At 60.1% G+C, this 21,326-nt stretch carries 33 protein-coding genes; 1 reads left to right on the forward strand and 32 read right to left on the reverse strand.

Annotated features, from left to right (window positions below; translation table 11 throughout):
* Nucleotide 1: 1 nt before the first annotated feature.
* Both ACFW0B_RS15070 and ACFW0B_RS15075 read right to left on the reverse strand, forming a co-directional pair.
* On the reverse strand, nt 2-487 hold the full coding sequence (locus tag ACFW0B_RS15070) for a single-stranded DNA-binding protein (RefSeq protein ID WP_377694848.1): 486 nt from the start codon (nt 485-487) through the stop codon (nt 2-4).
* Between the two features lie 9 nt (nt 488-496).
* Entirely contained in the window at nt 497-1,891 is a 1,395-nt protein-coding gene (locus ACFW0B_RS15075; protein WP_449149482.1) for an MFS transporter, read from the reverse strand.
* A 207-nt stretch (nt 1,892-2,098) separates the two neighbouring features.
* On the opposite strand from ACFW0B_RS15075, the gene uvrA reads away from it, so the two are divergent.
* Nucleotides 2,099-4,933 (forward strand): excinuclease ABC subunit UvrA, encoded by a 2,835-nt coding sequence (gene uvrA / locus ACFW0B_RS15080; protein ID WP_449149484.1) that lies wholly within the window; start codon nt 2,099-2,101, stop codon nt 4,931-4,933.
* A 48-nt stretch (nt 4,934-4,981) separates the two neighbouring features.
* On the opposite strand, the gene ACFW0B_RS15085 is transcribed toward uvrA, so the two are convergent.
* The 30 genes from ACFW0B_RS15085 to ACFW0B_RS15230 all read right to left on the reverse strand — a co-directional run.
* Nucleotides 4,982-6,448, reverse strand: coding sequence for a catalase (locus ACFW0B_RS15085; RefSeq protein ID WP_449149486.1), 1,467 nt, complete (start codon nt 6,446-6,448; stop codon nt 4,982-4,984).
* A gap of 172 nt (nt 6,449-6,620) precedes the next feature.
* Complete coding sequence (gene rplQ, locus ACFW0B_RS15090) at nt 6,621-7,010, reverse strand: 50S ribosomal protein L17 (protein ID WP_004419938.1); 390 nt, start codon at nt 7,008-7,010, stop codon at nt 6,621-6,623.
* Between the two features lie 44 nt (nt 7,011-7,054).
* The gene (locus ACFW0B_RS15095; protein ID WP_190826499.1) at nt 7,055-8,056 is read right to left on the reverse strand and encodes a DNA-directed RNA polymerase subunit alpha; all 1,002 of its coding nucleotides are present in this window, start codon (nt 8,054-8,056) and stop codon (nt 7,055-7,057) included.
* A gap of 22 nt (nt 8,057-8,078) precedes the next feature.
* On the reverse strand, nt 8,079-8,699 hold the full coding sequence (gene rpsD, locus ACFW0B_RS15100; protein WP_449149489.1) for a 30S ribosomal protein S4: 621 nt from the start codon (nt 8,697-8,699) through the stop codon (nt 8,079-8,081).
* A 16-nt stretch (nt 8,700-8,715) separates the two neighbouring features.
* Nucleotides 8,716-9,105 (reverse strand): 30S ribosomal protein S11, encoded by a 390-nt coding sequence (gene rpsK / locus ACFW0B_RS15105; protein ID WP_039806105.1) that lies wholly within the window; start codon nt 9,103-9,105, stop codon nt 8,716-8,718.
* Nucleotides 9,106-9,135: 30 nt separating this feature from the next.
* Nucleotides 9,136-9,492: a 30S ribosomal protein S13 gene (gene rpsM / locus ACFW0B_RS15110; protein ID WP_003448758.1), complete on the reverse strand. Its 357-nt coding sequence runs from the start codon at nt 9,490-9,492 to the stop codon at nt 9,136-9,138.
* Between the two features lie 132 nt (nt 9,493-9,624).
* The gene (gene rpmJ / locus ACFW0B_RS15115) at nt 9,625-9,741 is read right to left on the reverse strand and encodes a 50S ribosomal protein L36 (protein WP_003093693.1); all 117 of its coding nucleotides are present in this window, start codon (nt 9,739-9,741) and stop codon (nt 9,625-9,627) included.
* A gap of 30 nt (nt 9,742-9,771) precedes the next feature.
* Entirely contained in the window at nt 9,772-11,100 is a 1,329-nt protein-coding gene (gene secY / locus ACFW0B_RS15120) for a preprotein translocase subunit SecY (protein WP_449149492.1), read from the reverse strand.
* Entirely contained in the window at nt 11,101-11,535 is a 435-nt protein-coding gene (gene rplO, locus ACFW0B_RS15125) for a 50S ribosomal protein L15 (protein ID WP_449149494.1), read from the reverse strand. It abuts the gene before it with no gap.
* A 3-nt stretch (nt 11,536-11,538) separates the two neighbouring features.
* Nucleotides 11,539-11,715 carry a 50S ribosomal protein L30 gene (rpmD, locus tag ACFW0B_RS15130; RefSeq protein WP_036991154.1) on the reverse strand — a complete coding sequence of 59 codons (177 nt, stop codon included), beginning with the start codon at nt 11,713-11,715 and terminating at the stop codon, nt 11,539-11,541.
* Between the two features lie 2 nt (nt 11,716-11,717).
* On the reverse strand, nt 11,718-12,218 hold the full coding sequence (gene rpsE, locus ACFW0B_RS15135) for a 30S ribosomal protein S5 (RefSeq protein ID WP_003448746.1): 501 nt from the start codon (nt 12,216-12,218) through the stop codon (nt 11,718-11,720).
* Between the two features lie 3 nt (nt 12,219-12,221).
* Nucleotides 12,222-12,572 carry a 50S ribosomal protein L18 gene (rplR, locus tag ACFW0B_RS15140; RefSeq protein ID WP_044872684.1) on the reverse strand — a complete coding sequence of 117 codons (351 nt, stop codon included), beginning with the start codon at nt 12,570-12,572 and terminating at the stop codon, nt 12,222-12,224.
* Between the two features lie 10 nt (nt 12,573-12,582).
* Nucleotides 12,583-13,116 carry a 50S ribosomal protein L6 gene (gene rplF / locus ACFW0B_RS15145; protein ID WP_044872685.1) on the reverse strand — a complete coding sequence of 178 codons (534 nt, stop codon included), beginning with the start codon at nt 13,114-13,116 and terminating at the stop codon, nt 12,583-12,585.
* A gap of 12 nt (nt 13,117-13,128) precedes the next feature.
* Entirely contained in the window at nt 13,129-13,521 is a 393-nt protein-coding gene (gene rpsH, locus ACFW0B_RS15150; protein ID WP_449149498.1) for a 30S ribosomal protein S8, read from the reverse strand.
* 193 nt (nt 13,522-13,714) lie between these two features.
* A complete protein-coding gene (gene rpsN, locus ACFW0B_RS15155) occupies nt 13,715-14,020 on the reverse strand; it encodes a 30S ribosomal protein S14 (protein WP_044872687.1) in 306 nt (101 codons plus the stop codon).
* 13 nt (nt 14,021-14,033) lie between these two features.
* Complete coding sequence (rplE, locus tag ACFW0B_RS15160; RefSeq protein WP_449149500.1) at nt 14,034-14,573, reverse strand: 50S ribosomal protein L5; 540 nt, start codon at nt 14,571-14,573, stop codon at nt 14,034-14,036.
* Nucleotides 14,574-14,593: 20 nt separating this feature from the next.
* A complete protein-coding gene (gene rplX, locus ACFW0B_RS15165) occupies nt 14,594-14,908 on the reverse strand; it encodes a 50S ribosomal protein L24 (protein ID WP_028629285.1) in 315 nt (104 codons plus the stop codon).
* Nucleotides 14,909-14,920: 12 nt separating this feature from the next.
* Nucleotides 14,921-15,289 carry a 50S ribosomal protein L14 gene (rplN, locus tag ACFW0B_RS15170; protein ID WP_003448734.1) on the reverse strand — a complete coding sequence of 123 codons (369 nt, stop codon included), beginning with the start codon at nt 15,287-15,289 and terminating at the stop codon, nt 14,921-14,923.
* A gap of 22 nt (nt 15,290-15,311) precedes the next feature.
* Entirely contained in the window at nt 15,312-15,578 is a 267-nt protein-coding gene (gene rpsQ / locus ACFW0B_RS15175; protein ID WP_003448733.1) for a 30S ribosomal protein S17, read from the reverse strand.
* Between the two features lie 2 nt (nt 15,579-15,580).
* On the reverse strand, nt 15,581-15,772 hold the full coding sequence (gene rpmC / locus ACFW0B_RS15180) for a 50S ribosomal protein L29 (RefSeq protein ID WP_016490538.1): 192 nt from the start codon (nt 15,770-15,772) through the stop codon (nt 15,581-15,583).
* Entirely contained in the window at nt 15,772-16,185 is a 414-nt protein-coding gene (gene rplP / locus ACFW0B_RS15185; RefSeq protein ID WP_016490537.1) for a 50S ribosomal protein L16, read from the reverse strand. The genes rpmC and rplP overlap by 1 nt, the downstream gene beginning before the upstream one ends.
* A gap of 12 nt (nt 16,186-16,197) precedes the next feature.
* Nucleotides 16,198-16,884, reverse strand: coding sequence for a 30S ribosomal protein S3 (rpsC, locus tag ACFW0B_RS15190; protein ID WP_028629286.1), 687 nt, complete (start codon nt 16,882-16,884; stop codon nt 16,198-16,200).
* A 13-nt stretch (nt 16,885-16,897) separates the two neighbouring features.
* The gene (gene rplV / locus ACFW0B_RS15195) at nt 16,898-17,230 is read right to left on the reverse strand and encodes a 50S ribosomal protein L22 (protein ID WP_007161246.1); all 333 of its coding nucleotides are present in this window, start codon (nt 17,228-17,230) and stop codon (nt 16,898-16,900) included.
* A gap of 11 nt (nt 17,231-17,241) precedes the next feature.
* On the reverse strand, nt 17,242-17,517 hold the full coding sequence (gene rpsS / locus ACFW0B_RS15200; protein WP_347808168.1) for a 30S ribosomal protein S19: 276 nt from the start codon (nt 17,515-17,517) through the stop codon (nt 17,242-17,244).
* Nucleotides 17,518-17,531: 14 nt separating this feature from the next.
* Nucleotides 17,532-18,353 (reverse strand): 50S ribosomal protein L2, encoded by an 822-nt coding sequence (gene rplB, locus ACFW0B_RS15205; protein ID WP_016490534.1) that lies wholly within the window; start codon nt 18,351-18,353, stop codon nt 17,532-17,534.
* An 11-nt stretch (nt 18,354-18,364) separates the two neighbouring features.
* Nucleotides 18,365-18,664, reverse strand: coding sequence for a 50S ribosomal protein L23 (gene rplW, locus ACFW0B_RS15210; RefSeq protein ID WP_449149505.1), 300 nt, complete (start codon nt 18,662-18,664; stop codon nt 18,365-18,367).
* Nucleotides 18,661-19,263 (reverse strand): 50S ribosomal protein L4, encoded by a 603-nt coding sequence (rplD, locus tag ACFW0B_RS15215; protein WP_151131574.1) that lies wholly within the window; start codon nt 19,261-19,263, stop codon nt 18,661-18,663. The genes rplW and rplD overlap by 4 nt, the downstream gene beginning before the upstream one ends.
* Nucleotides 19,264-19,277: 14 nt before the next feature.
* A complete protein-coding gene (rplC, locus tag ACFW0B_RS15220) occupies nt 19,278-19,913 on the reverse strand; it encodes a 50S ribosomal protein L3 (RefSeq protein ID WP_151131573.1) in 636 nt (211 codons plus the stop codon).
* A gap of 84 nt (nt 19,914-19,997) precedes the next feature.
* Nucleotides 19,998-20,309 carry a 30S ribosomal protein S10 gene (rpsJ, locus tag ACFW0B_RS15225; protein WP_003243886.1) on the reverse strand — a complete coding sequence of 104 codons (312 nt, stop codon included), beginning with the start codon at nt 20,307-20,309 and terminating at the stop codon, nt 19,998-20,000.
* A gap of 154 nt (nt 20,310-20,463) precedes the next feature.
* The coding region (locus ACFW0B_RS15230) for an elongation factor Tu (protein WP_449149508.1) at nt 20,464-21,326 on the reverse strand (863 nt) is incomplete at its 5' end.

The raw sequence follows: 21,326 nt of genomic DNA on the forward strand, positions 1-21,326 counted from the left end.
CTCAGAACGGAATGTCGTCATCGAAGCTGTCGTAGTCCGGAGCCGGCTGGGCGGCTGGCTGCGGGGCCGGACGCTGCTGCGGGGCAGACTGCTGCGGCTCACGCTGCGGGCGCGGCGCGCGCGGGGCGTCACCTTCGCTGCCAGGACGGCCGCCGAGCAGCTGCATGTTGCCGCCCATGTCGACCACGATCTCGGTGGTGTAGCGCTTCACGCCATCCTTTTCCCACTCGCGGGTCTGCAGGCGGCCCTCGACGTAGACTTGCGAACCCTTGCGCAGGTACTCGCCGGCGATCTCGGCGAGACGGCCGAAGAACACCACGCGGTGCCATTCGGTGCGCTCCTGCTGCTGGCCGGTCTGCTTGTCCTTCCAGGACTCGCTGGTGGCCAGGGTGATGTTGGTCACCGCGTTACCGTTGGGCAGATAGCGGGTTTCCGGATCACCACCGACGTTACCAACCAGAATGACTTTGTTAACCCCACGGGCCATGACGTTCTCCTAGGCTTCAGCGCGTTCCTGGCCCGATTCGATCAGGCTATCCAGGGACGCGCGGTCCAGTTTTTCAGAATCCACTTTGATATAGATGGCCGCCTCTTCGGCCACCACGACGGCATCCGCCACTCCGGGCAGTGCCAGCAAACGCGCAACCAGGCCGCGATCGGCTAGAGCGGCGGCGCCTAGCGGCAGGCGCAGGCTGGTTACGTACGGAGGTTCACGCATAGTAACAGCAATGATCAACCAAATCGCACAGACCACCGCACAGCCGACGAACACCGCCGACAGGCCGCCATGCTGGAACAGCCAGCCGCCGAAAATGCCGCCTGCGGCTGCGCCGAGGAACTGGCTGGTGGAGTACACGCCCATGGCGGTGCCCTTGCCACCGGCCGGTGCCACCTTGCTGATCAGCGACGGCAGCGAGGCCTCCAGCAGGTTGAACGCGGTGAAGAAGACGATGGCGCCGAGCACCAGCCCACGCAGGCTGTCGCCGAACTGCCAGAAGAACAGTTCGCAGGCGCAGAGCACCGCGACCGCGCCCACCAGCACCCGCTTCATCTGGCGCTTCTTCTCGCCATAAATGATGAAGGGAACCATGCCAAAGAAGCCCACCAGCAGCGCGGTGAGGTAGACCCACCAGTGCTCTTCCTTGGGCAGACCGGCCTTTTCCACCAGCGCCAGCGGCAGAGCGACGAAGCTGGCCATGAGGATGGCGTGCAGGGCAAGGATGCCAAAGTCCAGGCGCAGCAGATCCGGGTGCTTCAGCGTCGGCAGCAGCGCCTGCCGTGCCACGCCGGATTCACGGTGCTGCAACGGGTGGGTGGCACGCGGCACCATGGTGGCGATGATCACGATGCCCAGCAGCGCCATGACGGCCGTGGCCCAGAACAGCCCGGACAGGCCGAAGGCGCGGGTCAGCAGCGGCCCGATCACCATGGCGACGGCAAAGGAGATACCGATGCTCATGCCGATCATGGCCATGGCCTTGGTGCGGTGCTGTTCACGGGTGAGGTCGGATAGCAGCGCCATCACCGCGGCGGAAATGGCGCCGGCGCCCTGCAGCACACGGCCGGCGATCACCCCCCAGATGGAGTCGGCGTTGGCCGCCAGGGCTGCGCCGGCAGCGAAGATCAGCAGGCCGACGTAGATCACCGGCAGGCGGCCGATGCGGTCGGAAATCACGCCGAAGGGAATCTGCAGCACCGCCTGGGTCAGGCCGTAGGCGCCGATGGCCAGGCCGATCAGGGCCGGGGTCGCGCCGGAAAGGTCCTGGCCGTAGGTGGCCAGAACCGGCAATACCATGAACATGCCGAGCATGCGGAACGCAAAAACCAGGGCCAGGCCGCTGGCTGCGCGCGTTTCACTGCCGCTCATGCGTTCTGAGTGGGAATCGTGCATAGGTGCCTCAAGGGAAAGCGATCGGGGGCTGCGTCATGCGCCCTGTCAGGCTGGCCACCCGTTCCCGGGTGCCTGGCCGTCGCCAGTGCCTGAAAAATGCCGCGCATTCTAGCAGTCCCGACGGGTTGCGACACACTTGTGACGCTTTGCTGCGTTCAGGCGGCGGGCCGTATAATCGCGGGTTTCCGCCCGCCAAGTGAGGCCGTTGTGGACAAGATCCTGATCCGTGGGGCACGCACCCATAACCTGAAGAACGTCGACCTCACCCTGCCCCGCGACAAGCTGATCGTGATCACCGGTCTGTCCGGTTCGGGCAAGTCGTCGCTGGCCTTCGACACTCTCTACGCCGAGGGCCAGCGCCGCTATGTGGAGTCCCTGTCGGCCTATGCCCGGCAGTTCCTGTCGATGATGGAAAAGCCCGATGTGGACACCATCGAAGGCCTGTCGCCGGCGATCTCGATCGAGCAGAAGTCCACCTCCCACAACCCGCGCTCCACCGTCGGCACCATCACCGAGATCTACGACTACCTGCGCCTGCTCTATGCCCGCGTCGGCACGCCGCGCTGCCCGGACCACGATGTGCCGCTGGAAGCCCAGACCGTCAGCCAGATGGTCGACCAGGTACTGGCCCTGCCCGAAGGCCGCAAACTGATGCTGCTGGCCCCAGTGGTGCGCGAGCGCAAGGGCGAACACCTGGCCGTGTTCGAGGAACTGCGCGCCCAGGGCTTCGTGCGCGCCCGCGTGGACGGCAAACTGTACGAGCTGGATGAACTGCCCAAGCTGGATAAGCAGAAGAAGCACTCCATCGACGTGGTGGTCGACCGCTTCAAGGTGCGCAGCGACCTGCAGCAGCGCCTGGCGGAATCCTTCGAGACGGCCATCAACCTGGCCGACGGCATCGCCCTGGTAGCGCCCATGGACGACGAGGAAGGCGACGAGATCATCTTCTCCGCGCGCTTCGCCTGCCCCCATTGCGGTCACTCCATCAGCGAGCTGGAACCCAAGCTGTTCTCCTTCAACAACCCGGCTGGCGCCTGCCCCACCTGTGACGGACTGGGCGTGAAGCAGTTCTTCGACGCCAAGCGCCTGGTCAATGGCGAGCTGACCCTGGCCGAGGGTGCCATCCGCGGCTGGGATCGGCGCAACGTCTACTACTTCCAGATGCTCGGCTCCCTGGCCGCGCATTACGGCTTCAGCCTGGAGAAGCCCTTCGACGAGCTTTCTGCCGAACACCAGAAGGTGATCCTCTTCGGTAGCGGCCGCGAGAATGTCGACTTCCGCTACCTCAACGACCGTGGCGACATCGTCAAGCGCTCCCATCCCTTCGAAGGGATCATCCCCAACCTCGAACGCCGCTATCGCGAAACCGAATCGGCCACCGTGCGCGAGGAGCTGGCCAAGTTCCTCAGCACCCAGCCCTGCCCCGACTGCCATGGCACACGCCTGCGCCGCGAAGCACGCCATGTCTGGGTTGGCGACAAGACCCTGCCGGCGGTCACCAGCCTGCCGGTGGGTGAAGCGGCTGATTACTTCGGCGTCCTGAGCCTGACCGGCCGACGGGGCGAGATCGCCGAGAAGATCCTCAAGGAAATCCGCGAACGCCTGCAGTTCCTGGTCAATGTAGGCCTCGATTACCTGACCCTGGATCGCAGCGCGGACACCCTCTCTGGCGGCGAAGCCCAGCGCATTCGCCTGGCCAGCCAGATCGGCGCCGGCCTTGTGGGGGTCATGTACATCCTCGACGAGCCCTCCATCGGCCTCCACCAGCGCGACAACGAACGCCTGCTGGCGACCCTTACCCACCTGCGCAACCTGGGCAACACGGTGATCGTGGTCGAGCACGACGAGGATGCAATCCGTCTCGCCGACTATGTGGTGGACATCGGCCCAGGCGCTGGCGTGCATGGCGGCCGGATCGTCGCCGAGGGCACACCGGATGAAGTCATGGCCCACCCGGACTCGCTGACCGGCAAGTACCTGTCCGGCCGGGTGAAGATCGAAGTGCCGGCCAACCGGACCCCCCGCGACAAGAAGAAGTCCCTCAAGCTCAAGGGCGCCAGCGGCAACAACCTGCAGCAGGTGAACCTGGAGATTCCCGTAGGCCTGCTGACGTGCGTGACCGGAGTCTCCGGCTCGGGCAAGTCGACCCTGATCAACAACACCCTGTTCCCCATCACCGCCACCGCGCTGAATGGCGCCACCTCGCTTGAGGCGTCTGCCCACGAGAGCTTCGATGGCCTGCAGCACCTGGACAAGGTGGTGGACATCGACCAGAGCCCCATCGGCCGGACGCCGCGCTCGAACCCGGCTACCTACACCGGGCTGTTCACGCCGATCCGCGAGCTGTTCGCCGGCGTGCCGGAGTCCCGCTCCCGTGGCTACGGTCCGGGGCGCTTCTCCTTCAACGTGAAGGGAGGCCGCTGCGAGGCCTGCCAGGGCGACGGCGTGATCAAGGTGGAGATGCACTTCCTGCCGGACATCTACGTCCCCTGCGACGTCTGCAAGGGCAAGCGCTACAACCGCGAAACCCTGGAAGTCCGCTACAAGGGCAAGAGCATCCACGAAGTGCTGGAAATGACCATCGAGGAAGCCCGCGAATTCTTCGACGCGGTGCCGGCCATCGCCCGCAAGCTGCAGACGCTGATGGACGTCGGCCTGTCGTACATCAAGCTCGGGCAGAGCGCGACCACGCTATCCGGCGGCGAGGCGCAGCGGGTGAAGCTGTCGCGCGAGCTGTCCAAGCGCGATACCGGCAAGACGCTGTACATCCTCGACGAGCCCACCACCGGCCTGCACTTCGCGGACATCCAGCAACTGCTGGACGTGCTGCATCGCCTGCGTGACCACGGCAACACGGTCGTGGTCATCGAACACAACCTGGACGTGATCAAGACCGCCGACTGGCTGGTGGACCTGGGGCCGGAAGGCGGCTCCAAGGGCGGCCAGATCATCGCCACCGGTACGCCGGAAGAAGTCGCGGCGATGCCGCATTCCCACACCGGCCGTTTCCTCAAACCGCTGCTGGAGCGCGACCGGGCCTGATCCAGGCGACGCGACGAAAAAAGGCCGGGCATCGCTGCCCGGCCTTTTTCATTCAGGGTGGTTTGCGGCTCGGTTGCCGGCTTCGAGCGCCGCGCGGACACCGTTGCCGTAATCCGGGTGCACCTTGTCGAAGTGCGCCAGCTGGCGGTCGATGATGAACTGCGGTACGCCCGTCATGGACGCGGCGATATTCGCGAACAGCCGCTGCCGCTGGCCTTCAGCGAACAGCTGGAACAACGCACGCGGCTGGCTGTAATCGTCGTTGCCATCGAGGTGGTCGTAGCGATCGGCAGCACCGTCGATGGCCAATGCCGGCTCGGCATACTCCGCGGCCTGCACCGGGCCACCAAAGGAATTCGGCTCGTAGTAGGCGTCCGGGTTCTGGCTGTTGGCGAAGAAGCGCATCGCGCCGTCCTTGTGATAGTGATGAACCGGGCATTTCGGCGCGTTCACCGGCAGCGCCTCGTAATGGGTGCCCAGGCGATAGCGGTGCGCATCGGCGTAGCTGAATACACGAGCCTGGAGCATCTTGTCGGGCGAATGACCGATGCCGGGCACGACGTTGGAGGGCGAGAAGGCAGCCTGCTCGATCTCGGCGAAATAATTTTCCGGGTTGCGATTCAGTTCCAGGATTCCCACCTCGATCAGCGGGAACTCTGCATGGGGCCAGACCTTGGTCAGGTCGAACGGGTTGTAGCGGGTGCACCGGGCCTGCTCCTCAGTCATGACCTGAATGCAGAAGCGCCACTTCGGGAAGTCGCCGTTCTCGATGCTGTAGAACAGATCCTCCTGGGTGGTTTCCCGGCTTCGACCAACCACTGCAGCGGCTTCGTCGTTGGTCCAGTGCTTGTGGCCTTGCAGCGTCTTGAAGTGGAACTTGACCCAGAAGCGCTCGTTGGCTGCGTTGATGAAGCTATAGGTGTGCGAGCCGTAGCCGTTGATGTGGCGCACGTCGGTGGGCAGGCCGCGGTCGGACATCAGGATCGTCACCTGGTGCAGGCTCTCCGGTGACAACGACCAGAAATCCCAGGCGGCGGTGTTCGAGCGCAAGTTGGTCTTCGGGTGGCGCTTCTGGGTGTGGATGAAGTCGGGGAACTTGAGCGGATCGCGGATGAAGAATACGGGAGTGTTATTGCCCACCACGTCCCAGTTGCCTTGCTCGGTGTAGAACTTCAGGGCGAAGCCACGCACGTCGCGCTCGGCATCAGCGGCTCCGAGTTCACCTGCTACGGTGGAGAAGCGCGCGAGCAGCTGGGTCTTCTTGCCGACTTCGGAGAACACCGAAGCCTTGCTGTAGCGGGTGATGTCGTTGGTGATGATCAAGGTGCCATAGGCGCCCCAGCCCTTGGCATGCACGACGCGCTCGGGAATGCGCTCGCGGTTCTGATGGGCCAGCTTCTCGATCAGGTGATAGTCCTGGAGCAACAGCGGCCCGCGCGGCCCGGCGCTGAGGGAATTCTGGTTGTCCGCAACCGGACTACCGGCGGTCGTGGTGAGAATCGGCTTCTGGCTCATGCAACTACTCCTTCTGGACTCGATTGATTCCGGTGTGACCGGATGAGCAGGAGTATCGATTCAGCCAGAAATTGATTCCAATTTATTAACAGAACGAAATCGATAGATATCATCTAATTTATAGTGCATAAAAAACCGGGCACAAGGCCCGGTTTTTTATGCAACGACCGACTTACTCGGCAGCAGCTTCGACTTCACCAGCGACCGGACGGTCAACCAGCTCGACGTAAGCCATGGGAGCGTTGTCGCCAGCGCGGAAACCGCACTTCAGGATGCGCAGGTAGCCACCCTGACGGTTGGCGTAGCGCTTGCCCAGATCGTTGAACAGCTTGCCTACGGCAGCTTTCGAACGGGTACGGTCGAAAGCCAGGCGACGGTTGGCAACGCTGTCTTCCTTGGCCAGGGTGATCAGCGGCTCGGCAACGCGACGCAGCTCCTTGGCTTTGGGCAGGGTGGTTTTGATCAGTTCGTGCTCGAACAGCGACACTGCCATGTTCTGGAACATGGCCTTGCGGTGTGCGCTGGTGCGGCTCAGGTGACGGCCACTTTTACGATGACGCATGGTTCAATTCCTTACCAAACTACTACGTTCGGTGATTACGACGATCAGGCAGTCGCCTTGTCGTCCTTCTTGAGACTTGCCGGCGGCCAGTTGTCGAGGCGCATACCGAGGGACAGACCACGGGAGGCCAGGACGTCCTTGATCTCGGTCAGGGACTTCTTGCCCAGGTTCGGAGTCTTCAACAGCTCTACTTCGGTGCGCTGAATCAGGTCGCCGATGTAGTAGATGTTCTCCGCCTTCAGGCAGTTGGCCGAACGTACGGTCAGCTCGAGGTCATCAACCGGACGAAGGAGGATCGGATCGATCTCATCTTCCTGCTCAACCACTACCGGCTCGCTGTCGCCCTTCAGGTCGACGAACGCTGCCAGTTGGTGTTGCAGGATGGTAGCGGCACGACGGATAGCCTCTTCAGGGTCCAGGGTGCCGTTGGTTTCCAGATCGATGACCAGCTTGTCCAGGTTGGTGCGCTGCTCCACACGGGCGTTTTCAACCACGTAGGCAACACGACGGACGGGGCTGAACGAGGCGTCGAGCTGCAGACGACCAATGCTGCGGCTCTCGTCTTCGTCGCTCTGGCGCGCATCGGCGGGCTCGTAACCACGGCCGCGGGACACCTTGAGCTTCATGTTCAGGACGCCGTTTTCCGCCAGGTTGGCGATCACGTGGTCGCCGTTGACGATTTCGACATCATGATCCAGCTGAATATCGGCAGCAGTGACCACGCCCGAGCCTTTCTTCGAAAGGTTCAGCGTTACTTCGTCACGGCCGTGCAGCTTGATAGCCAGGCCTTTCAGGTTCAGGAGGATCTCGATGACATCTTCCTGAACACCCTCGATGGCGCTGTACTCGTGGAGTACGCCATCGATTTCGGCCTCGACTACTGCACAGCCAGGCATGGAGGACAACAGGATGCGACGCAGCGCGTTGCCCAGGGTATGGCCGAAACCACGCTCGAGAGGCTCGAGCGTGATCTTGGCGCGGGTCGGACTGACCACCTGCACATCAATGTGGCGGGGGGTCAGGAACTCATTTACCGAACTCTGCATGGATGCACCTATTTTCTAGCCCTTACTTGGAGTAGAGCTCGACAATCAGGTTTTCGTTGATGTCGGCGGACAGATCGCTACGAGCCGGCACGCTCTTGAACACGCCGGACTTCTTGTCTGCGTCGACCTCGACCCACTCCACGCGGCCACGCTGGGCGCACAGTTCGAGGGCCTGGGCGATACGCAGCTGGTTCTTCGACTTCTCGCGAACGGCAACCACGTCACCAGCTTTGACCTGGTAGGACGGAACGTTCACGGTCTGACCGTTAACGCTGATGGCCTTGTGGGAAACCAGCTGACGGGACTCGGCACGAGTAGCGCCGAAGCCCATGCGGTACACGACGTTGTCCAGGCGGCACTCGAGGAGTTGCAGCAGGTTTTCGCCGGTAGCGCCTTTGCGGGCAGCAGCTTCTTTGTAGTAGTTACCGAACTGACGCTCCAGCACACCGTAGATGCGGCGTACTTTCTGCTTTTCGCGCAGCTGGGTGCCGTAGTCGGACAGACGGCCGCGACGGGCGCCATGCTGGCCAGGAGCGGATTCGATGTTGCACTTGGATTCGAGCGCGCGAGCACCACTCTTCAGGAAGAGGTCGGTACCTTCACGACGGGACAGTTTGCACTTGGGACCAATGTAACGAGCCATTTCTCACTGTCTCCTTTTACACGCGACGCTTCTTCGGCGGACGGCACCCGTTGTGCGGGATAGGCGTCACGTCGGTGATGCTGGCGATCTTGTAGCCGCAGGCGTTCAGTGCACGCACAGCGGATTCGCGACCCGGACCCGGGCCCTTGACGTTCACGTCGAGGTTCTTCAGGCCGTATTCCAGAGCAGCCTGACCGGCGCGCTCGGCTGCAACCTGGGCAGCGAACGGGGTGCTCTTACGGGAGCCGCGGAAACCGGAACCACCGGAGGTCGCCCAGGACAGAGCATTGCCCTGACGATCAGTGATGGTAACGATGGTGTTGTTGAAAGAAGCGTGGATATGGGCGATCCCATCCACCACTGTCTTTTTGATTTTCTTACGAGGACGAGCAGCAGGCTTAGCCATGACTTAATTCCTGTCGATTCGCGGGCGCAATTACTTGCGGATCGGCTTACGCGGGCCCTTGCGGGTACGCGCGTTGGTCTTGGTGCGCTGGCCATGAACAGGCAGGCCGCGACGATGACGCAGACCGCGATAGCAGCCCAGGTCCATGAGACGCTTGATGTTCATGTTGATTTCGCGACGCAGGTCACCTTCAGTGGTGAGCTTCGCTACTTCGCCACGCAGCTGTTCGATCTGCTCGTCAGAGAGATCCTTGATTTTTGCCGCCGGATTTACGCCGGTGACAGCGCAGATTTTCTGCGCAGTGGTGCGACCAACACCGTAGATGTAGGTCAGCGAGATAACAGTGTGCTTGTTATCTGGAATGTTGACGCCTGCAATACGGGCCATTCAGTGAAACTCCAGTTGACAGCTACCTACGCCCCGGAAGCCAAGAAAAGGGCGCGAGATATTAGCGCTGTAAAAACGAATAATCAACCCGGCAGCGCACTAGCTGCCGGGCTCATAACGCGTGAATCACACTCAGCCTTGGCGCTGCTTGTGACGCGGTTCCGCGCTGCAGATCACGCGAACGATACCGTCGCGACGGATGATCTTGCAGTTGCGGCACAGCTTTTTCACCGATGCACGAACTTTCATCAGTAACTCCTAAAACCTTACGGAACCGGGTCAGCGGAGCATGCCGCTGCCGTAGCCCTTCAGGTTGGCTTTCTTCATCAGGGATTCGTACTGGTGCGAAACGAGGTGGGATTGTACTTGGGCCATAAAGTCCATAACAACCACAACCACGATCAGCAACGAGGTCCCGCCAAGGTAGAACGGTACATTCGCTGCAACCACCAGGAACTGGGGCAGCAGGCAAACAGCCGTCATGTACAGAGCACCAAACATGGTCAAGCGGGTCAGTACGCCATCGATATAGCGCGCCGACTGCTCGCCCGGTCGGATACCCGGAATAAAGGCACCGGACTTCTTCAGGTTCTCCGCCACGTCTTTCGGATTGAACATCAGCGCTGTGTAGAAGAAGCAGAAGAATACGATCCCCGCACTAAACAGCAGAATGTTCAACGGCTGACCAGGAGCGATAGCCTGTGCGACGTCCTGCAGCCAGCCCATGCTTTCGGACTGACCAAACCAGGCGCCCAGAGAGGCCGGGAACAGCAGGATGCTGCTGGCGAAAATAGCCGGAATAACGCCGGCCATGTTCACCTTCAACGGCAGGTGGCTGGTCTGCGCAGCGAAGACCTTGCGGCCCTGCTGACGCTTGGCGTAATGCACCGCAATGCGGCGCTGACCACGCTCGATGAACACCACGAAACCGATGATCGCTACTGCCAGCAATCCGATGGCGACCAGGGCGAAGATGTTGATATCGCCCTGACGTGCAGACTCGAAAGACTGCCCGATCGCACTCGGCAAACCGGCCACGATGCCAGCAAAAATCAGCATCGAGATACCGTTGCCGACACCGCGCTCAGTGATCTGTTCGCCCAGCCACATCATGAACATCGCACCAGCCACGAAGGTGGTGACAGCCACGAAGTAGAAGCCGAAATCAGTCGAGAAAGCGACGCCTTGGCTGGCCAGACCAACGGACATGCCGATGGCCTGGACCAATGCCAGGACTACAGTGCCGTAGCGGGTGTACTGGCTGATCTTGCGACGGCCAGCCTCACCTTCCTTCTTCAACTGCTCCAACTGCGGGCTGATAGCGGTCATGAGCTGCATGATGATCGACGCCGAGATGTACGGCATGATCCCCAGTGCAAAGATACTCATCCGTTCCAGCGCGCCGCCGGAGAACATGTTGAACAGGCTAAGAATGGTCCCCTCGTTCTGCCGGAACAGCTCGGCCAGCCGGTCAGGGTTGATACCGGGCACTGGAATGTGCGCGCCGATCCGGTAGACGATGATCGCCAGGAACAGGAAACGCAGTCGAGCCCAGAGCTCGGACAACCCGCCATTGCTGAGCGCGGAGAGAGCACCTTGCTTAGCCATTTAGTCCTCGAACTTACCGCCAGCTGCTTCGATAGCCGCACGCGCACCTTTGGTGGCGGCGATACCTTTCAGGGTGACCGCGCGAGTAACGTCGCCGGACAGCATGACTTTCACACGCTGTACGTTCTGGTTAACCACGTTGGCATCCTTCAGCGCCTGCAGAGTGATGACGTCGCCTTCGACCTTGGCCAGCTCGGAAGTACGCACTTCTGCGCGATCCATAGCCTTCAGGGAAACGAAGCCGAACTTCGGCAGACGACGGTGCAGCGGCTGCTGACCGCCTTCGAAGCCCGGAGCAATGGTGCCACCGGAGCGGGAGGTCTGACCTTTGTGACCACGGCCACCAGTCTTACCCAAACCGCTACCGATGCCACGGCCCGGACGGTGCTTTTCGCGACGGGCACCCGGCGCGGAACGCAGATCGTTCAGTTTCATGGATTAACCCTCGACACGCAGAAGGTAGTAAGCCTTGTTGATCATGCCGCGATTCTCAGGAGTGTCCTGAACTTCTACGGTGTGACCAATGCGACGCAGGCCGAGACCTTTGACGCAAGCCTTGTGGTTGGCCAGACGGCCGTTAACGCTTTTGACCAGCGTCACTTTGACAGTTGCCATGATTAGAGAATCTCCTCGACGCTCTTACCACGCTTGGCCGCAACGGACTCAGGGGACTGCATATTCTTCAGCCCCTTGAAGGTGGCGTAAACCACGTTCACCGGATTGGTAGAGCCGTAGCACTTGGCCAGAACGTTCTGCACACCGGCCACTTCCAGAACGGCGCGCATGGCGCCGCCGGCGATGATACCGGTACCTTCGGAAGCCGGCTGCATGAACACCTTGGAGGCGCCATGGGCGGACTTGATCGGGTACTGCAGGGTGGTGCCGTCCAGATCAACCTGGATCATGTTGCGACGGGCAGCTTCCATCGCCTTCTGGATCGCAGCAGGCACTTCGCGGGACTTGCCGCGACCGAAGCCGACACGACCTTTGCCATCACCAACCACGGTCAGTGCGGTGAAGGTGAAGATACGACCACCTTTTACGGTCTTGGCAACGCGGTTAACCTGAACCAGCTTCTCGATGTAGCCTTCGTCGCGCTTTTGCTCGTTATTTGCCATAACTTAGAACTCCAGCCCGCCTTCACGAGCAGCATCAGCCAGCGCCTTGACGCGGCCGTGGTACTTGAAGCCAGAACGATCGAATGCCACCTGAGTGACGCCAGCGGCCTTAGCACGCTCGGCAACCAGCTGACCAACCTTCTTGGCCGCGTCGACGTTGCCAGTGGCGCCGTCACGCAGTTCTTTGTCCAAGGTCGAGGCGCTGGCCAGGACCTTGGCGCCGTCGGCCGAAATGACCTGGGCGTAGATGTGCTGGGAAGAGCGGTACACGCAGAGGCGTACGGCTTCCAGCTCGCGCATTTTCAGGCGTGCCTTGCGAGCGCGACGCAGACGAGTTTCTTTCTTTACGCTCATTTGCTATGCCCTACTTCTTCTTAGCTTCTTTACGACGGACGACTTCGTCGGCGTAACGTACACCCTTGCCTTTGTAAGGCTCCGGCGGACGGAAGTCGCGGATCTCAGCGGCCACTTGACCGACCAGCTGCTTGTCGATGCCCTTGATCAGGATATCGGTCTGGCTGGGGGTTTCAGCGGTGATGCCTTGCGGCAGTTCGTAATCCACCGGATGCGAGAAGCCGAGAGCCAGGGACAGCGTTTGACCTTTGGCCTGAGCTTTGTAACCAACGCCGACCAGCTGGAGCTTGCGCTCGAAGCCTTGGCTGACGCCGATCACCATGTTGTTAACCAGCGCACGGGTGGTACCGGCCATGGCCTTGTTCTGCTGGTCGCCATTGCGAGCAGCGAAACGCAGCTCACCGGATTCCTGCAGGACTTCCACGGACGGATGCACTTTCAGTTCCAGAGCGCCCTTGGCACCCTTGACCGAGAGCTGCTGACCAGCGATCTTGACTTCCACGCCAGCGGGCAGCTTGACGGGGTTCTTAGCAACGCGAGACATGCTTCACCCCCCTTAGAACACAGTGCAGAGCACTTCGCCGCCAACACCAGCAGCGCGAGCAGCACGATCAGTCATCACACCCTTATTGGTGGAAACGATCGATACGCCCAGGCCGCCACGTACTTTCGGCAGCTGATCGACGGACTTGTACTGGCGCAGGCCAGGACGACTTACGCGCTTCAGCTCCTCGATGACCGGGCGGCCTTCGAAGTACTTCAGCTCGATGGACAGCAGAGGCTTGATGTCGCTGCTGACTTGGTATCCCGTGATGTAACCCTCGCTCTTCAGAACGTCGGCTACTGCCACCTTCAGCTTGGAGGACGGCATGCTTACGACAGACTTTTCAGCCATCTGGGCATTACGGATACGAGTTAGCATGTCCGCTAACGGGTCCTGCATACTCATGGGCTAGATGCTCCTGATACAAAAAGAAATAGCCTTGCGGCTAGTGTCACACGCGAGCACTGGGCGGATTTTGGCCAAGCTCGGCGAGCCGGACATTCTAGAGATACTCCAGAAACGAATCAAGCCCCAAAAGGGGCTTGATTCAGATCACCTGGACTGGGCCGACCGGAGGGGTCGGCCTGGCCGACGGCCATTACCAGCTGGCTTTCACCAGACCAGGTACGTCACCGCGCATGGCAGCTTCACGCAGCTTGTTACGGCCGAGGCCGAACTTGCGGTAAACGCCGTGCGGACGGCCGGTGATGCGGCAGCGGTTACGCAGACGCGAAGCGCTGGCGTCACGGGGCTGCTTCTGCAGGGCTACCTGGGCTTCCCAACGAGCTTCCGGAGTGGAGTTCGGGTTGGCAATGATAGCTTTCAGCTCAGCGCGCTTTTTTGCGTACTTAGCAACCGTCTGCTGACGCTTCAGCTCGCGGTTTTTCATGCTCTGTTTGGCCATATTCCTACTCCAATCAGTTGCGGAACGGGAAGTTGAAGGCGCGCAGCAGGGCACGACCTTCGTCATCCGTACGGGCGGTGGTGGTCAGGGTGATATCCAGACCGCGCAGCGCATCGATTTTGTCGTAATCGATTTCCGGGAAGATGATCTGCTCTTTCACACCCATGCTGTAGTTGCCACGACCGTCGAAGGACTTGGCATTCAGGCCGCGGAAGTCACGCACGCGCGGCAGGGAGATGGCCAGCAGACGATCCAGGAACTCGTACATGCGATCACGGCGCAGGGTAACCTTGACGCCGATCGGCCAACCTTCACGAACCTTGAAGCCTGCAATGGATTTGCGGGCGTAGGTCACGACGGCTTTCTGGCCAGTGATCTTTTCCAGGTCGGCTACAGCGTTCTCGATGACTTTCTTGTCACCGATCGCTTCGCCCAGACCCATGTTCAGGGTGATTTTGGTGATGCGCGGAACTTCCATCACGTTCGCAAGCTGAAGTTGTTCCTTCAGCTTCGGCGCGATTTCTTTCCGGTAAATCTCTTTCAGTCGTGCCATGGTTATCTACCTAGCAGTTCTCAAGCATCAACCGGTTTTTGGGTCGACTTGAAGACACGAATTTTCTTACCGTCTTCAACCTTGAAACCAACGCGATCAGCCTTGTTGGTTTCGCCATTGAAGATGGCCACGTTGGAGAGGTGCAGAGGCGCCTCTCGCTCGACGATACCGCCCTGGACACCGGCCATGGGGTTAGGCTTGGTGTGGCGCTTGATCAGGTTTACACCACTGACCAGCACGCGGCTGTCAGCGAGAACCTTGAGCACCTTGCCACGCTTGCCCTTGTCCTTGCCGGCGATGACGATGATCTCGTCGTCACGACGAATCTTTTGCATGACGGCTTCTCCTTACAGCACTTCGGGGGCGAGCGAGACGATCTTCATGAACTTCTCGGAACGCAGTTCACGGGTCACGGGCCCGAAGATACGGGTGCCGATCGGCTCCTGCTTGTTGTTCAGCAGGACGGCGGCGTTGCCGTCGAAGCGGATGATCGAGCCGTCAGGGCGACGAACGCCGTGCTTGGTACGGACCACAACAGCGGTCATTACCTGGCCTTTCTTCACCTTGCCACGCGGAATCGCTTCTTTAACGGTCACTTTGATGATGTCGCCGATGCCGGCGTAGCGACGGTGCGAACCACCAAGGACCTTGATGCACATAACGCGACGAGCACCGCTGTTGTCAGCGACGTCGAGCATGGATTGAGTCTGAATCATATCTTTCTCCGACCCTTAGTCCTTAGACTTCCACGGCACGTTCGACGACTTCCACCAGGGACCAGGATTTGGTCTTGGCCAGCGGACGGGTCTCGCGAATGGTGACCTTGTCGCCGATGCGGCACTGGTTGGTTTCGTCGTGGGCGTGCAGCTTGGTCGAACGCTTCACGTATTTACCGTAGATCGGGTGCTTTACACGGCGCTCGATCAGAACGGTGATGGTCTTGTCCATCTTGTCGCTGACGACGCGGCCGGTCAGCGTACGGACGGTTTTCTGAGCTTCAGCCATGATTACTTACCTGCTTGCTGGTTGAGCACAGTTTTCACGCGAGCGATGTCGCGCTTCACTTGCGAGAGCAGGTGAGACTGCCCCAACTGGCCAGTTGCTTTCTGCATGCGCAGATTGAACTGGTCGCGCAGCAGGCCGAGCAGTTGCTCGTTCAGCTGCTGTACGGATTTTTCACGAAGTTCATTCGCTTTCATCACATCACCGTCCGCTTAACAAAGGAGGTGGCGAGCGGCAGCTTTGCAGCGGCCAGGGCGAATGCCTCACGCGCCAGCTCTTCGGAAACACCCTCGATCTCGTACAGGACCTTGCCCGGTTGAATCTGGGCTACCCAGTACTCGACACCACCCTTACCTTTACCCATACGTACTTCCAGGGGCTTCTTGGTAACGGGCTTGTCCGGGAACACACGGATCCAGATCTTGCCGCCACGCTTAACGTGCCGAGTGAGGGCACGACGTGCAGCCTCGATCTGGCGGGCAGTGAGACGACCACGGCCAGTAGCCTTCAGCGCGAACTCGCCGAAGCTGACCTTGCTACCGCGCTGAGCCAGACCACGGTTGTGGCCGGTCATCTGCTTGCGGAATTTCGTACGCTTTGGTTGCAGCATTTGGCGTACCCCTTACTTAGCAGCTTTTTTACGAGGAGCGGGCGCTACCGGCTTCAGCTCTTCCTGGCGGCCACCAATGACCTCACCTTTGAAGATCCAAACCTTCACACCGATCACACCGTAGGTGGTGTGCGCTTCATAGGTTGCGTAGTCGATGTCGGCACGCAGGGTGTGCAGAGGCACACGACCTTCGCGGTACCACTCGGTACGGGCGATTTCAGCGCCGCCCAGACGACCGCTCACCTGAATCTTGATGCCCTTGGCACCAATGCGCATGGCGTTCTGTACAGCGCGCTTCATGGCGCGACGGAACATAACGCGACGCTCCAGCTGCTGAGCTACGCTCTGCGCAACCAGCATACCGTCGAGTTCCGGCTTGCGGATCTCTTCGATGTTGATGTGCACGGGCACACCCATTTGCTTGGTCAGGTCCTGGCGCAGCTTCTCAACATCTTCACCCTTCTTGCCGATCACGATGCCGGGACGAGCGGTGTGGATGGTGATGCGTGCGGTTTGAGCCGGACGATGAATATCGATACGGCTTACGGACGCGCTTTTTAGTTTGTCTTGGAGGTACTCACGCACCTTCAGGTCGGCAAACAGATAATCGGCATAAGTGCGCTTATCTGCGTACCAAACGGAGGTGTGCTCCTTGACGATACCCAGGCGAATGCCAGTGGGATGTACTTTCTGACCCATCTGATCGACTCCGTTACTTGTCCGCAACCTTGACAGTGATATGGCAAGACCGCTTGACGATGCGATCAGCACGGCCCTTGGCACGCGGCATGATGCGCTTCAGCGAACGCCCTTCGTTGACGAAAACGGTGGAAACCTTCAGGTCATCCACGTCTGCGCCTTCGTTGTGCTCAGCGTTGGCCACGGCCGACTCCAGCACTTTCTTCATGATTTCAGCAGCTTTCTTGCTGCTGAAGGTCAGCAGGTTGAGCGCTTCGCCCACCTTCTTCCCGCGGATCTGGTCGGCGACCAAGCGGGCTTTCTGGGCGGAGATTCGAGCGCCCGACAGCTTAGCGGCTACTTCCATTTCCTTACCCCTTAACGCTTGGCTTTCTTGTCCGCAGCATGACCGCGATAGGTGCGGGTAGCAGCGAACTCGCCGAGTTTGTGGCCGACCATGTCTTCGTTCACGAGGACCGGGACATGTTGGCGACCGTTGTGAACCGCGATGGTCAGACCGACCATTTGCGGAAGAATGATGGAGCGACGCGACCAGGTTTTAACCGGCTTGCGATCGTTTTTCTCCACCGCCACTTCGACCTTCTTCAGCAGGTGAAGATCGATAAAAGGACCTTTTTTCAGAGAACGCGGCACTGTCGTATCCTCAGTTATTTACGGCGACGGACGATCATGTTGTCGGTGCGCTTGTTCGCGCGGGTCTTCGCACCCTTGGTCGGGAAGCCCCACGGAGACACCGGATGACGGCCACCAGAGGTACGACCTTCACCACCACCATGCGGGTGGTCTACCGGGTTCATTGCCACACCACGAACGGTCGGGCGAACACCACGCCAGCGTTTGGCACCAGCCTTACCCAGCGAACGCAGGCTGTGCTCGGAGTTCGAGACTTCGCCCAGGGTCGCACGGCATTCGGCCAGGACTTTGCGCATCTCGCCGGAGCGCAGACGCAGGGTCACGTAGGCGCCTTCACGGGCAACCAGCTGAACGGACGCACCAGCGGAACGGGCAATTTGCGCACCTTTGCCGGGCTTCAGTTCGATACCGTGAACAGTACTACCAACAGGGATGTTGCGCAGCGGCAGGGTGTTACCGGCCTTGATCGGTGCATTGACGCCCGAGATCAGCTGGTCGCCAGCGCTCACGCCCTTCGGCGCGATGATGTAGCGACGCTCGCCATCGGCGTACTTCAGCAGAGCGATGTGAGCAGTACGGTTCGGATCGTATTCGATACGCTCAACGGTGGCAGGAATGCCATCCTTGTTGCGACGGAAGTCGACCAGACGATAGTGCTGCTTGTGACCACCGCCGATGTGGCGAGTGGTGATGCGGCCGTTGTTGTTACGACCACCGCTCTTCGATTTCTTCTCGACCAGCGGGGCGTAGGGAGCGCCTTTGTGCAGCTCCTGGTTGACGACCTTGACCACGAAACGGCGGCCAGCGGAAGTCGGTTTGCACTTAACGATTGCCATGATGCACCCCTTTACTCAGCGCTGCTGGCGAAATCGAGATCCTGGCCCGGCTGGAGGGCGATGTACGCCTTTTTCCAGTCGTTACGCTTGCCCAGGCCGCGAACGGTACGCTTGGTCTTGCCCTTCACATTGAGGGTGGTGACGTGAGCGACTTTCACGCTGAACAGGCTTTCAACAGCCTTCTTGATTTCGAGCTTGGTTGCATCGGTGGCAACCTTGAAGACGAATTGGCTCTTGCCGTCGGCCAGCATAGTGGCCTTCTCGGAGATGTGCGGGCCAACCAGCACCTTGAATACGCGTTCCTGGTTCATGCCAGCAGCTCCTCGAATTTCTTCACGGCAGACACGGTGATCAGCACCTTGTCGTAGGCGATCAGGCTGACCGGGTCGGAACCCTGAACGTCACGAACATCAACGTGCGGCAGGTTGCGAGCAGCCAGGTACAGGTTCTGATCAACGCCTTCGGAAACGATCAGCACGTCGGTCAGACCCAGGCCGTTCAGCTTGCCCAGCAGAGCCTTGGTTTTCGGGGCTTCAACAGCGAAGTCCTCAACCACTACCAGACGATCCTGACGAACCAGCTCGGAGAGGATGGAGCGCAGGGCAGCGCGATACATCTTCTTGTTGAGCTTCTGGGAGTGATCCTGGGGCTTGGCAGCGAAGGTGGTACCACCGGAGCGCCAGATGGGGCTGCGAATGGTGCCAGCGCGAGCACGACCAGTGCCCTTCTGACGCCACGGCTTCTTGCCGCCACCGGAAACTTCGGAACGGGTCTTCTGCGCACGAGTGCCCTGACGGCCACCGGCCATGTAGGCGACAACAGCCTGGTGAACCAGGGTCTCGTTGAACTCACCGCCAAAAGTACGCTCGGAGACCTCGATAGCCTGAGCGCCATTTACATTCAGTTGCATCTCAGCTTCCCCTCTTAACCGCGAGCCTTGGCTGCCGGACGCACAACCACATCACCGCCGGTAGCGCCAGGAACGGCACCCTTGACCAGCAGCAGATTGCGTTCTGCATCGACACGCACAACTTCCAGGGACTGAACAGTCACACGCTCGGCACCGAGGTGACCGGACATTTTCTTGCCCTTGAAGACACGACCAGGAGTCTGGCACTGGCCAATAGAACCCGGGGCGCGGTGGGAAACGGAGTTACCGTGGGTGTTGTCCTGACCACGGAAGTTCCAGCGCTTGATGGTACCGGCATAGCCTTTACCCTTGGACTGACCGGTAACATCTACCAGCTGACCAGCCTGGAACAGCTCCGCGGTAACCTGATCACCAGCCTGGTATTCACCTTCTTCAAGACGGAATTCCCAGACGCCGCGACCAGCTGCCACATTAGCCTTGGCGAAGTGACCGGCTTGCGCCTTGGTCACGCGAGAGGCGCGACGCTCGCCGACAGTTACCTGCACAGCGCGATAGCCATCGCTTTCTTCGGTTTTGAACTGCGTCACGCGATTCGGCTCGATCTCAATGACCGTAACCGGAATGGAGACACCTTCTTCGGTGAAAATGCGGGTCATGCCGCACTTACGACCGACTACACCAATAGTCATGTTGTAAACCTCATGAGTGTACGGGGCTTTCACCCGCTATGGCCGCCCATTTCAGAGCGTTACACGACTAAAACCCGAAGGTTATTAGCCGAGGCTGATCTGCACTTCCACGCCTGCCGCAAGGTCGAGCTTCATCAGCGCGTCGACGGTTTTATCCGTCGGCTGGACGATATCCAGAACACGCTTATGGGTACGAATTTCGTACTGATCACGCGCGTCTTTGTTGACGTGCGGGGAGATCAGAACGGTGTACCGCTCTTTGCGGGTAGGCAGAGGAATAGGACCACGCACCTGAGCACCAGTACGTTTCGCGGTTTCCACGATTTCCTGGGTGGATTGATCGATCAGGCGATGGTCAAAAGCCTTCAACCGAATACGGATTTGTTGGTTTTGCATTTTGACCTCAGACTCTATCTCTGCTATCCCCAACGGACGGACTACGCCCGTTAAAAGGAGGCGTGATTGTACGGATGCCCCCAAGAGGTGTCAACTTTTAACCAATCAAAAGAAAAGGGCCCCGAAGGGCCCTTTCTTTTAGCGAGATCCTCGATTACTCGATGATCTTGGCAACCACGCCGGCGCCAACGGTACGGCCGCCTTCGCGGATCGCGAAGCGCAGGCCATCTTCCATGGCGATCGGAGCGATCAGGGTAACAACCATCTTGATGTTGTCGCCCGGCATTACCATCTCTACGCCTTCCGGCAGTTCGCAGTTACCGGTCACGTCAGTGGTACGGAAGTAGAACTGCGGACGGTAGCCCTTGAAGAAGGGAGTGTGACGACCACCTTCTTCCTTGGACAGTACGTACACTTCGCACTCGAACTTGGTGTGCGGCTTGATGGTACCCGGCTTGGCCAGAACCTGACCACGCTCTACATCATCACGCTTGGTGCCGCGCAGCAGGGCGCCGATGTTCTCACCAGCACGACCTTCGTCGAGCAGCTTGCGGAACATTTCCACGCCGGTGCAAGTGGTCTTGGTGGTCGGACGGATACCGACGATTTCGATCTCCTCGCCCACCTTGACGATGCCACGCTCGACACGACCGGTTACCACAGTACCGCGGCCGGAGATGGAGAACACGTCTTCGATCGGCATCAGGAACGGCTGGTCGATGGCACGCACCGGCTCCGGAATGTAGGAGTCCAGGGTCTCTACCAGCTTACGAACGGCGGAAACGCCAATTTCGTTGTCGTCCTTGCCTTCCAGGGCCATCAGAGCGGAACCGATCACGATCGGAGTGTCGTCGCCCGGGAAGTCGTAGGTGTTCAGCAGGTCGCGAACTTCCATCTCAACCAGTTCCAGCAGCTCGGCGTCGTCAACCATGTCGGCCTTGTTCAGGAACACGACGATGTAGGGAACGCCTACCTGACGGGACAGCAGGATGTGCTCGCGGGTCTGCGGCATGGGGC

The sequence above is a fragment of the Metapseudomonas phytobenefica genome (genome assembly GCF_043392685.1).
Lineage (GTDB): Bacteria > Pseudomonadota > Gammaproteobacteria > Pseudomonadales > Pseudomonadaceae > Metapseudomonas.

Excerpts from the sequence above, each read along its gene's own strand:
- ACFW0B_RS15070 (WP_377694848.1), bottom strand. The coding sequence starts at position 487 with ATGGCCCGTGGGGTTAACAAAGTCATTCTGGTTGGTAACGTCGGTGGT.
- ACFW0B_RS15075 (WP_449149482.1), bottom strand. The coding sequence starts at position 1,891 with ATGCACGATTCCCACTCAGAACGCATGAGCGGCAGTGAAACGCGCGCA.
- ACFW0B_RS15085 (WP_449149486.1), bottom strand. The coding sequence starts at position 6,448 with ATGAGCCAGAAGCCGATTCTCACCACGACCGCCGGTAGTCCGGTTGCG.
- rplQ (WP_004419938.1), bottom strand. The coding sequence starts at position 7,010 with ATGCGTCATCGTAAAAGTGGCCGTCACCTGAGCCGCACCAGCGCACAC.
- ACFW0B_RS15095 (WP_190826499.1), bottom strand. The coding sequence starts at position 8,056 with ATGCAGAGTTCGGTAAATGAGTTCCTGACCCCCCGCCACATTGATGTG.
- rpsD (WP_449149489.1), bottom strand. The coding sequence starts at position 8,699 with ATGGCTCGTTACATTGGTCCCAAGTGCAAACTGTCCCGTCGTGAAGGT.
- rpsK (WP_039806105.1), bottom strand. The coding sequence starts at position 9,105 with ATGGCTAAGCCTGCTGCTCGTCCTCGTAAGAAAATCAAAAAGACAGTG.
- rpsM (WP_003448758.1), bottom strand. The coding sequence starts at position 9,492 with ATGGCCCGTATTGCAGGCGTCAACATTCCAGATAACAAGCACACTGTT.
- rpmJ (WP_003093693.1), bottom strand. The coding sequence starts at position 9,741 with ATGAAAGTTCGTGCATCGGTGAAAAAGCTGTGCCGCAACTGCAAGATC.
- secY (WP_449149492.1), bottom strand. The coding sequence starts at position 11,100 with ATGGCTAAGCAAGGTGCTCTCTCCGCGCTCAGCAATGGCGGGTTGTCC.
- rplO (WP_449149494.1), bottom strand. The coding sequence starts at position 11,535 with ATGAAACTGAACGATCTGCGTTCCGCGCCGGGTGCCCGTCGCGAAAAG.
- rpmD (WP_036991154.1), bottom strand. The coding sequence starts at position 11,715 with ATGGCAACTGTCAAAGTGACGCTGGTCAAAAGCGTTAACGGCCGTCTG.
- rpsE (WP_003448746.1), bottom strand. The coding sequence starts at position 12,218 with ATGGCAAATAACGAGCAAAAGCGCGACGAAGGCTACATCGAGAAGCTG.
- rplR (WP_044872684.1), bottom strand. The coding sequence starts at position 12,572 with ATGAGCGTAAAGAAAGAAACTCGTCTGCGTCGCGCTCGCAAGGCACGC.
- rplF (WP_044872685.1), bottom strand. The coding sequence starts at position 13,116 with ATGTCTCGCGTTGCTAAGAACCCCGTCAAGCTGCCCGCTGGCGTGGAA.
- rpsH (WP_449149498.1), bottom strand. The coding sequence starts at position 13,521 with ATGAGTATGCAGGACCCGTTAGCGGACATGCTAACTCGTATCCGTAAT.
- rpsN (WP_044872687.1), bottom strand. The coding sequence starts at position 14,020 with ATGGCCAAACAGAGCATGAAAAACCGCGAGCTGAAGCGTCAGCAGACG.
- rplE (WP_449149500.1), bottom strand. The coding sequence starts at position 14,573 with ATGGCACGACTGAAAGAGATTTACCGGAAAGAAATCGCGCCGAAGCTG.
- rplX (WP_028629285.1), bottom strand. The coding sequence starts at position 14,908 with ATGCAAAAGATTCGTCGTGACGACGAGATCATCGTCATCGCCGGCAAG.
- rplN (WP_003448734.1), bottom strand. The coding sequence starts at position 15,289 with ATGATTCAGACTCAATCCATGCTCGACGTCGCTGACAACAGCGGTGCT.
- rpsQ (WP_003448733.1), bottom strand. The coding sequence starts at position 15,578 with ATGGCTGAAGCTCAGAAAACCGTCCGTACGCTGACCGGCCGCGTCGTC.
- rpmC (WP_016490538.1), bottom strand. The coding sequence starts at position 15,772 with ATGAAAGCGAATGAACTTCGTGAAAAATCCGTACAGCAGCTGAACGAG.
- rplP (WP_016490537.1), bottom strand. The coding sequence starts at position 16,185 with ATGCTGCAACCAAAGCGTACGAAATTCCGCAAGCAGATGACCGGCCAC.
- rpsC (WP_028629286.1), bottom strand. The coding sequence starts at position 16,884 with ATGGGTCAGAAAGTACATCCCACTGGCATTCGCCTGGGTATCGTCAAG.
- rplV (WP_007161246.1), bottom strand. The coding sequence starts at position 17,230 with ATGGAAGTAGCCGCTAAGCTGTCGGGCGCTCGAATCTCCGCCCAGAAA.
- rplB (WP_016490534.1), bottom strand. The coding sequence starts at position 18,353 with ATGGCAATCGTTAAGTGCAAACCGACTTCCGCTGGCCGCCGTTTCGTG.
- rplW (WP_449149505.1), bottom strand. The coding sequence starts at position 18,664 with ATGAACCAGGAACGCGTATTCAAGGTGCTGGTTGGCCCGCACATCTCC.
- rplD (WP_151131574.1), bottom strand. The coding sequence starts at position 19,263 with ATGCAACTGAATGTAAATGGCGCTCAGGCTATCGAGGTCTCCGAGCGT.
- rplC (WP_151131573.1), bottom strand. The coding sequence starts at position 19,913 with ATGACTATTGGTGTAGTCGGTCGTAAGTGCGGCATGACCCGCATTTTC.
- rpsJ (WP_003243886.1), bottom strand. The coding sequence starts at position 20,309 with ATGCAAAACCAACAAATCCGTATTCGGTTGAAGGCTTTTGACCATCGC.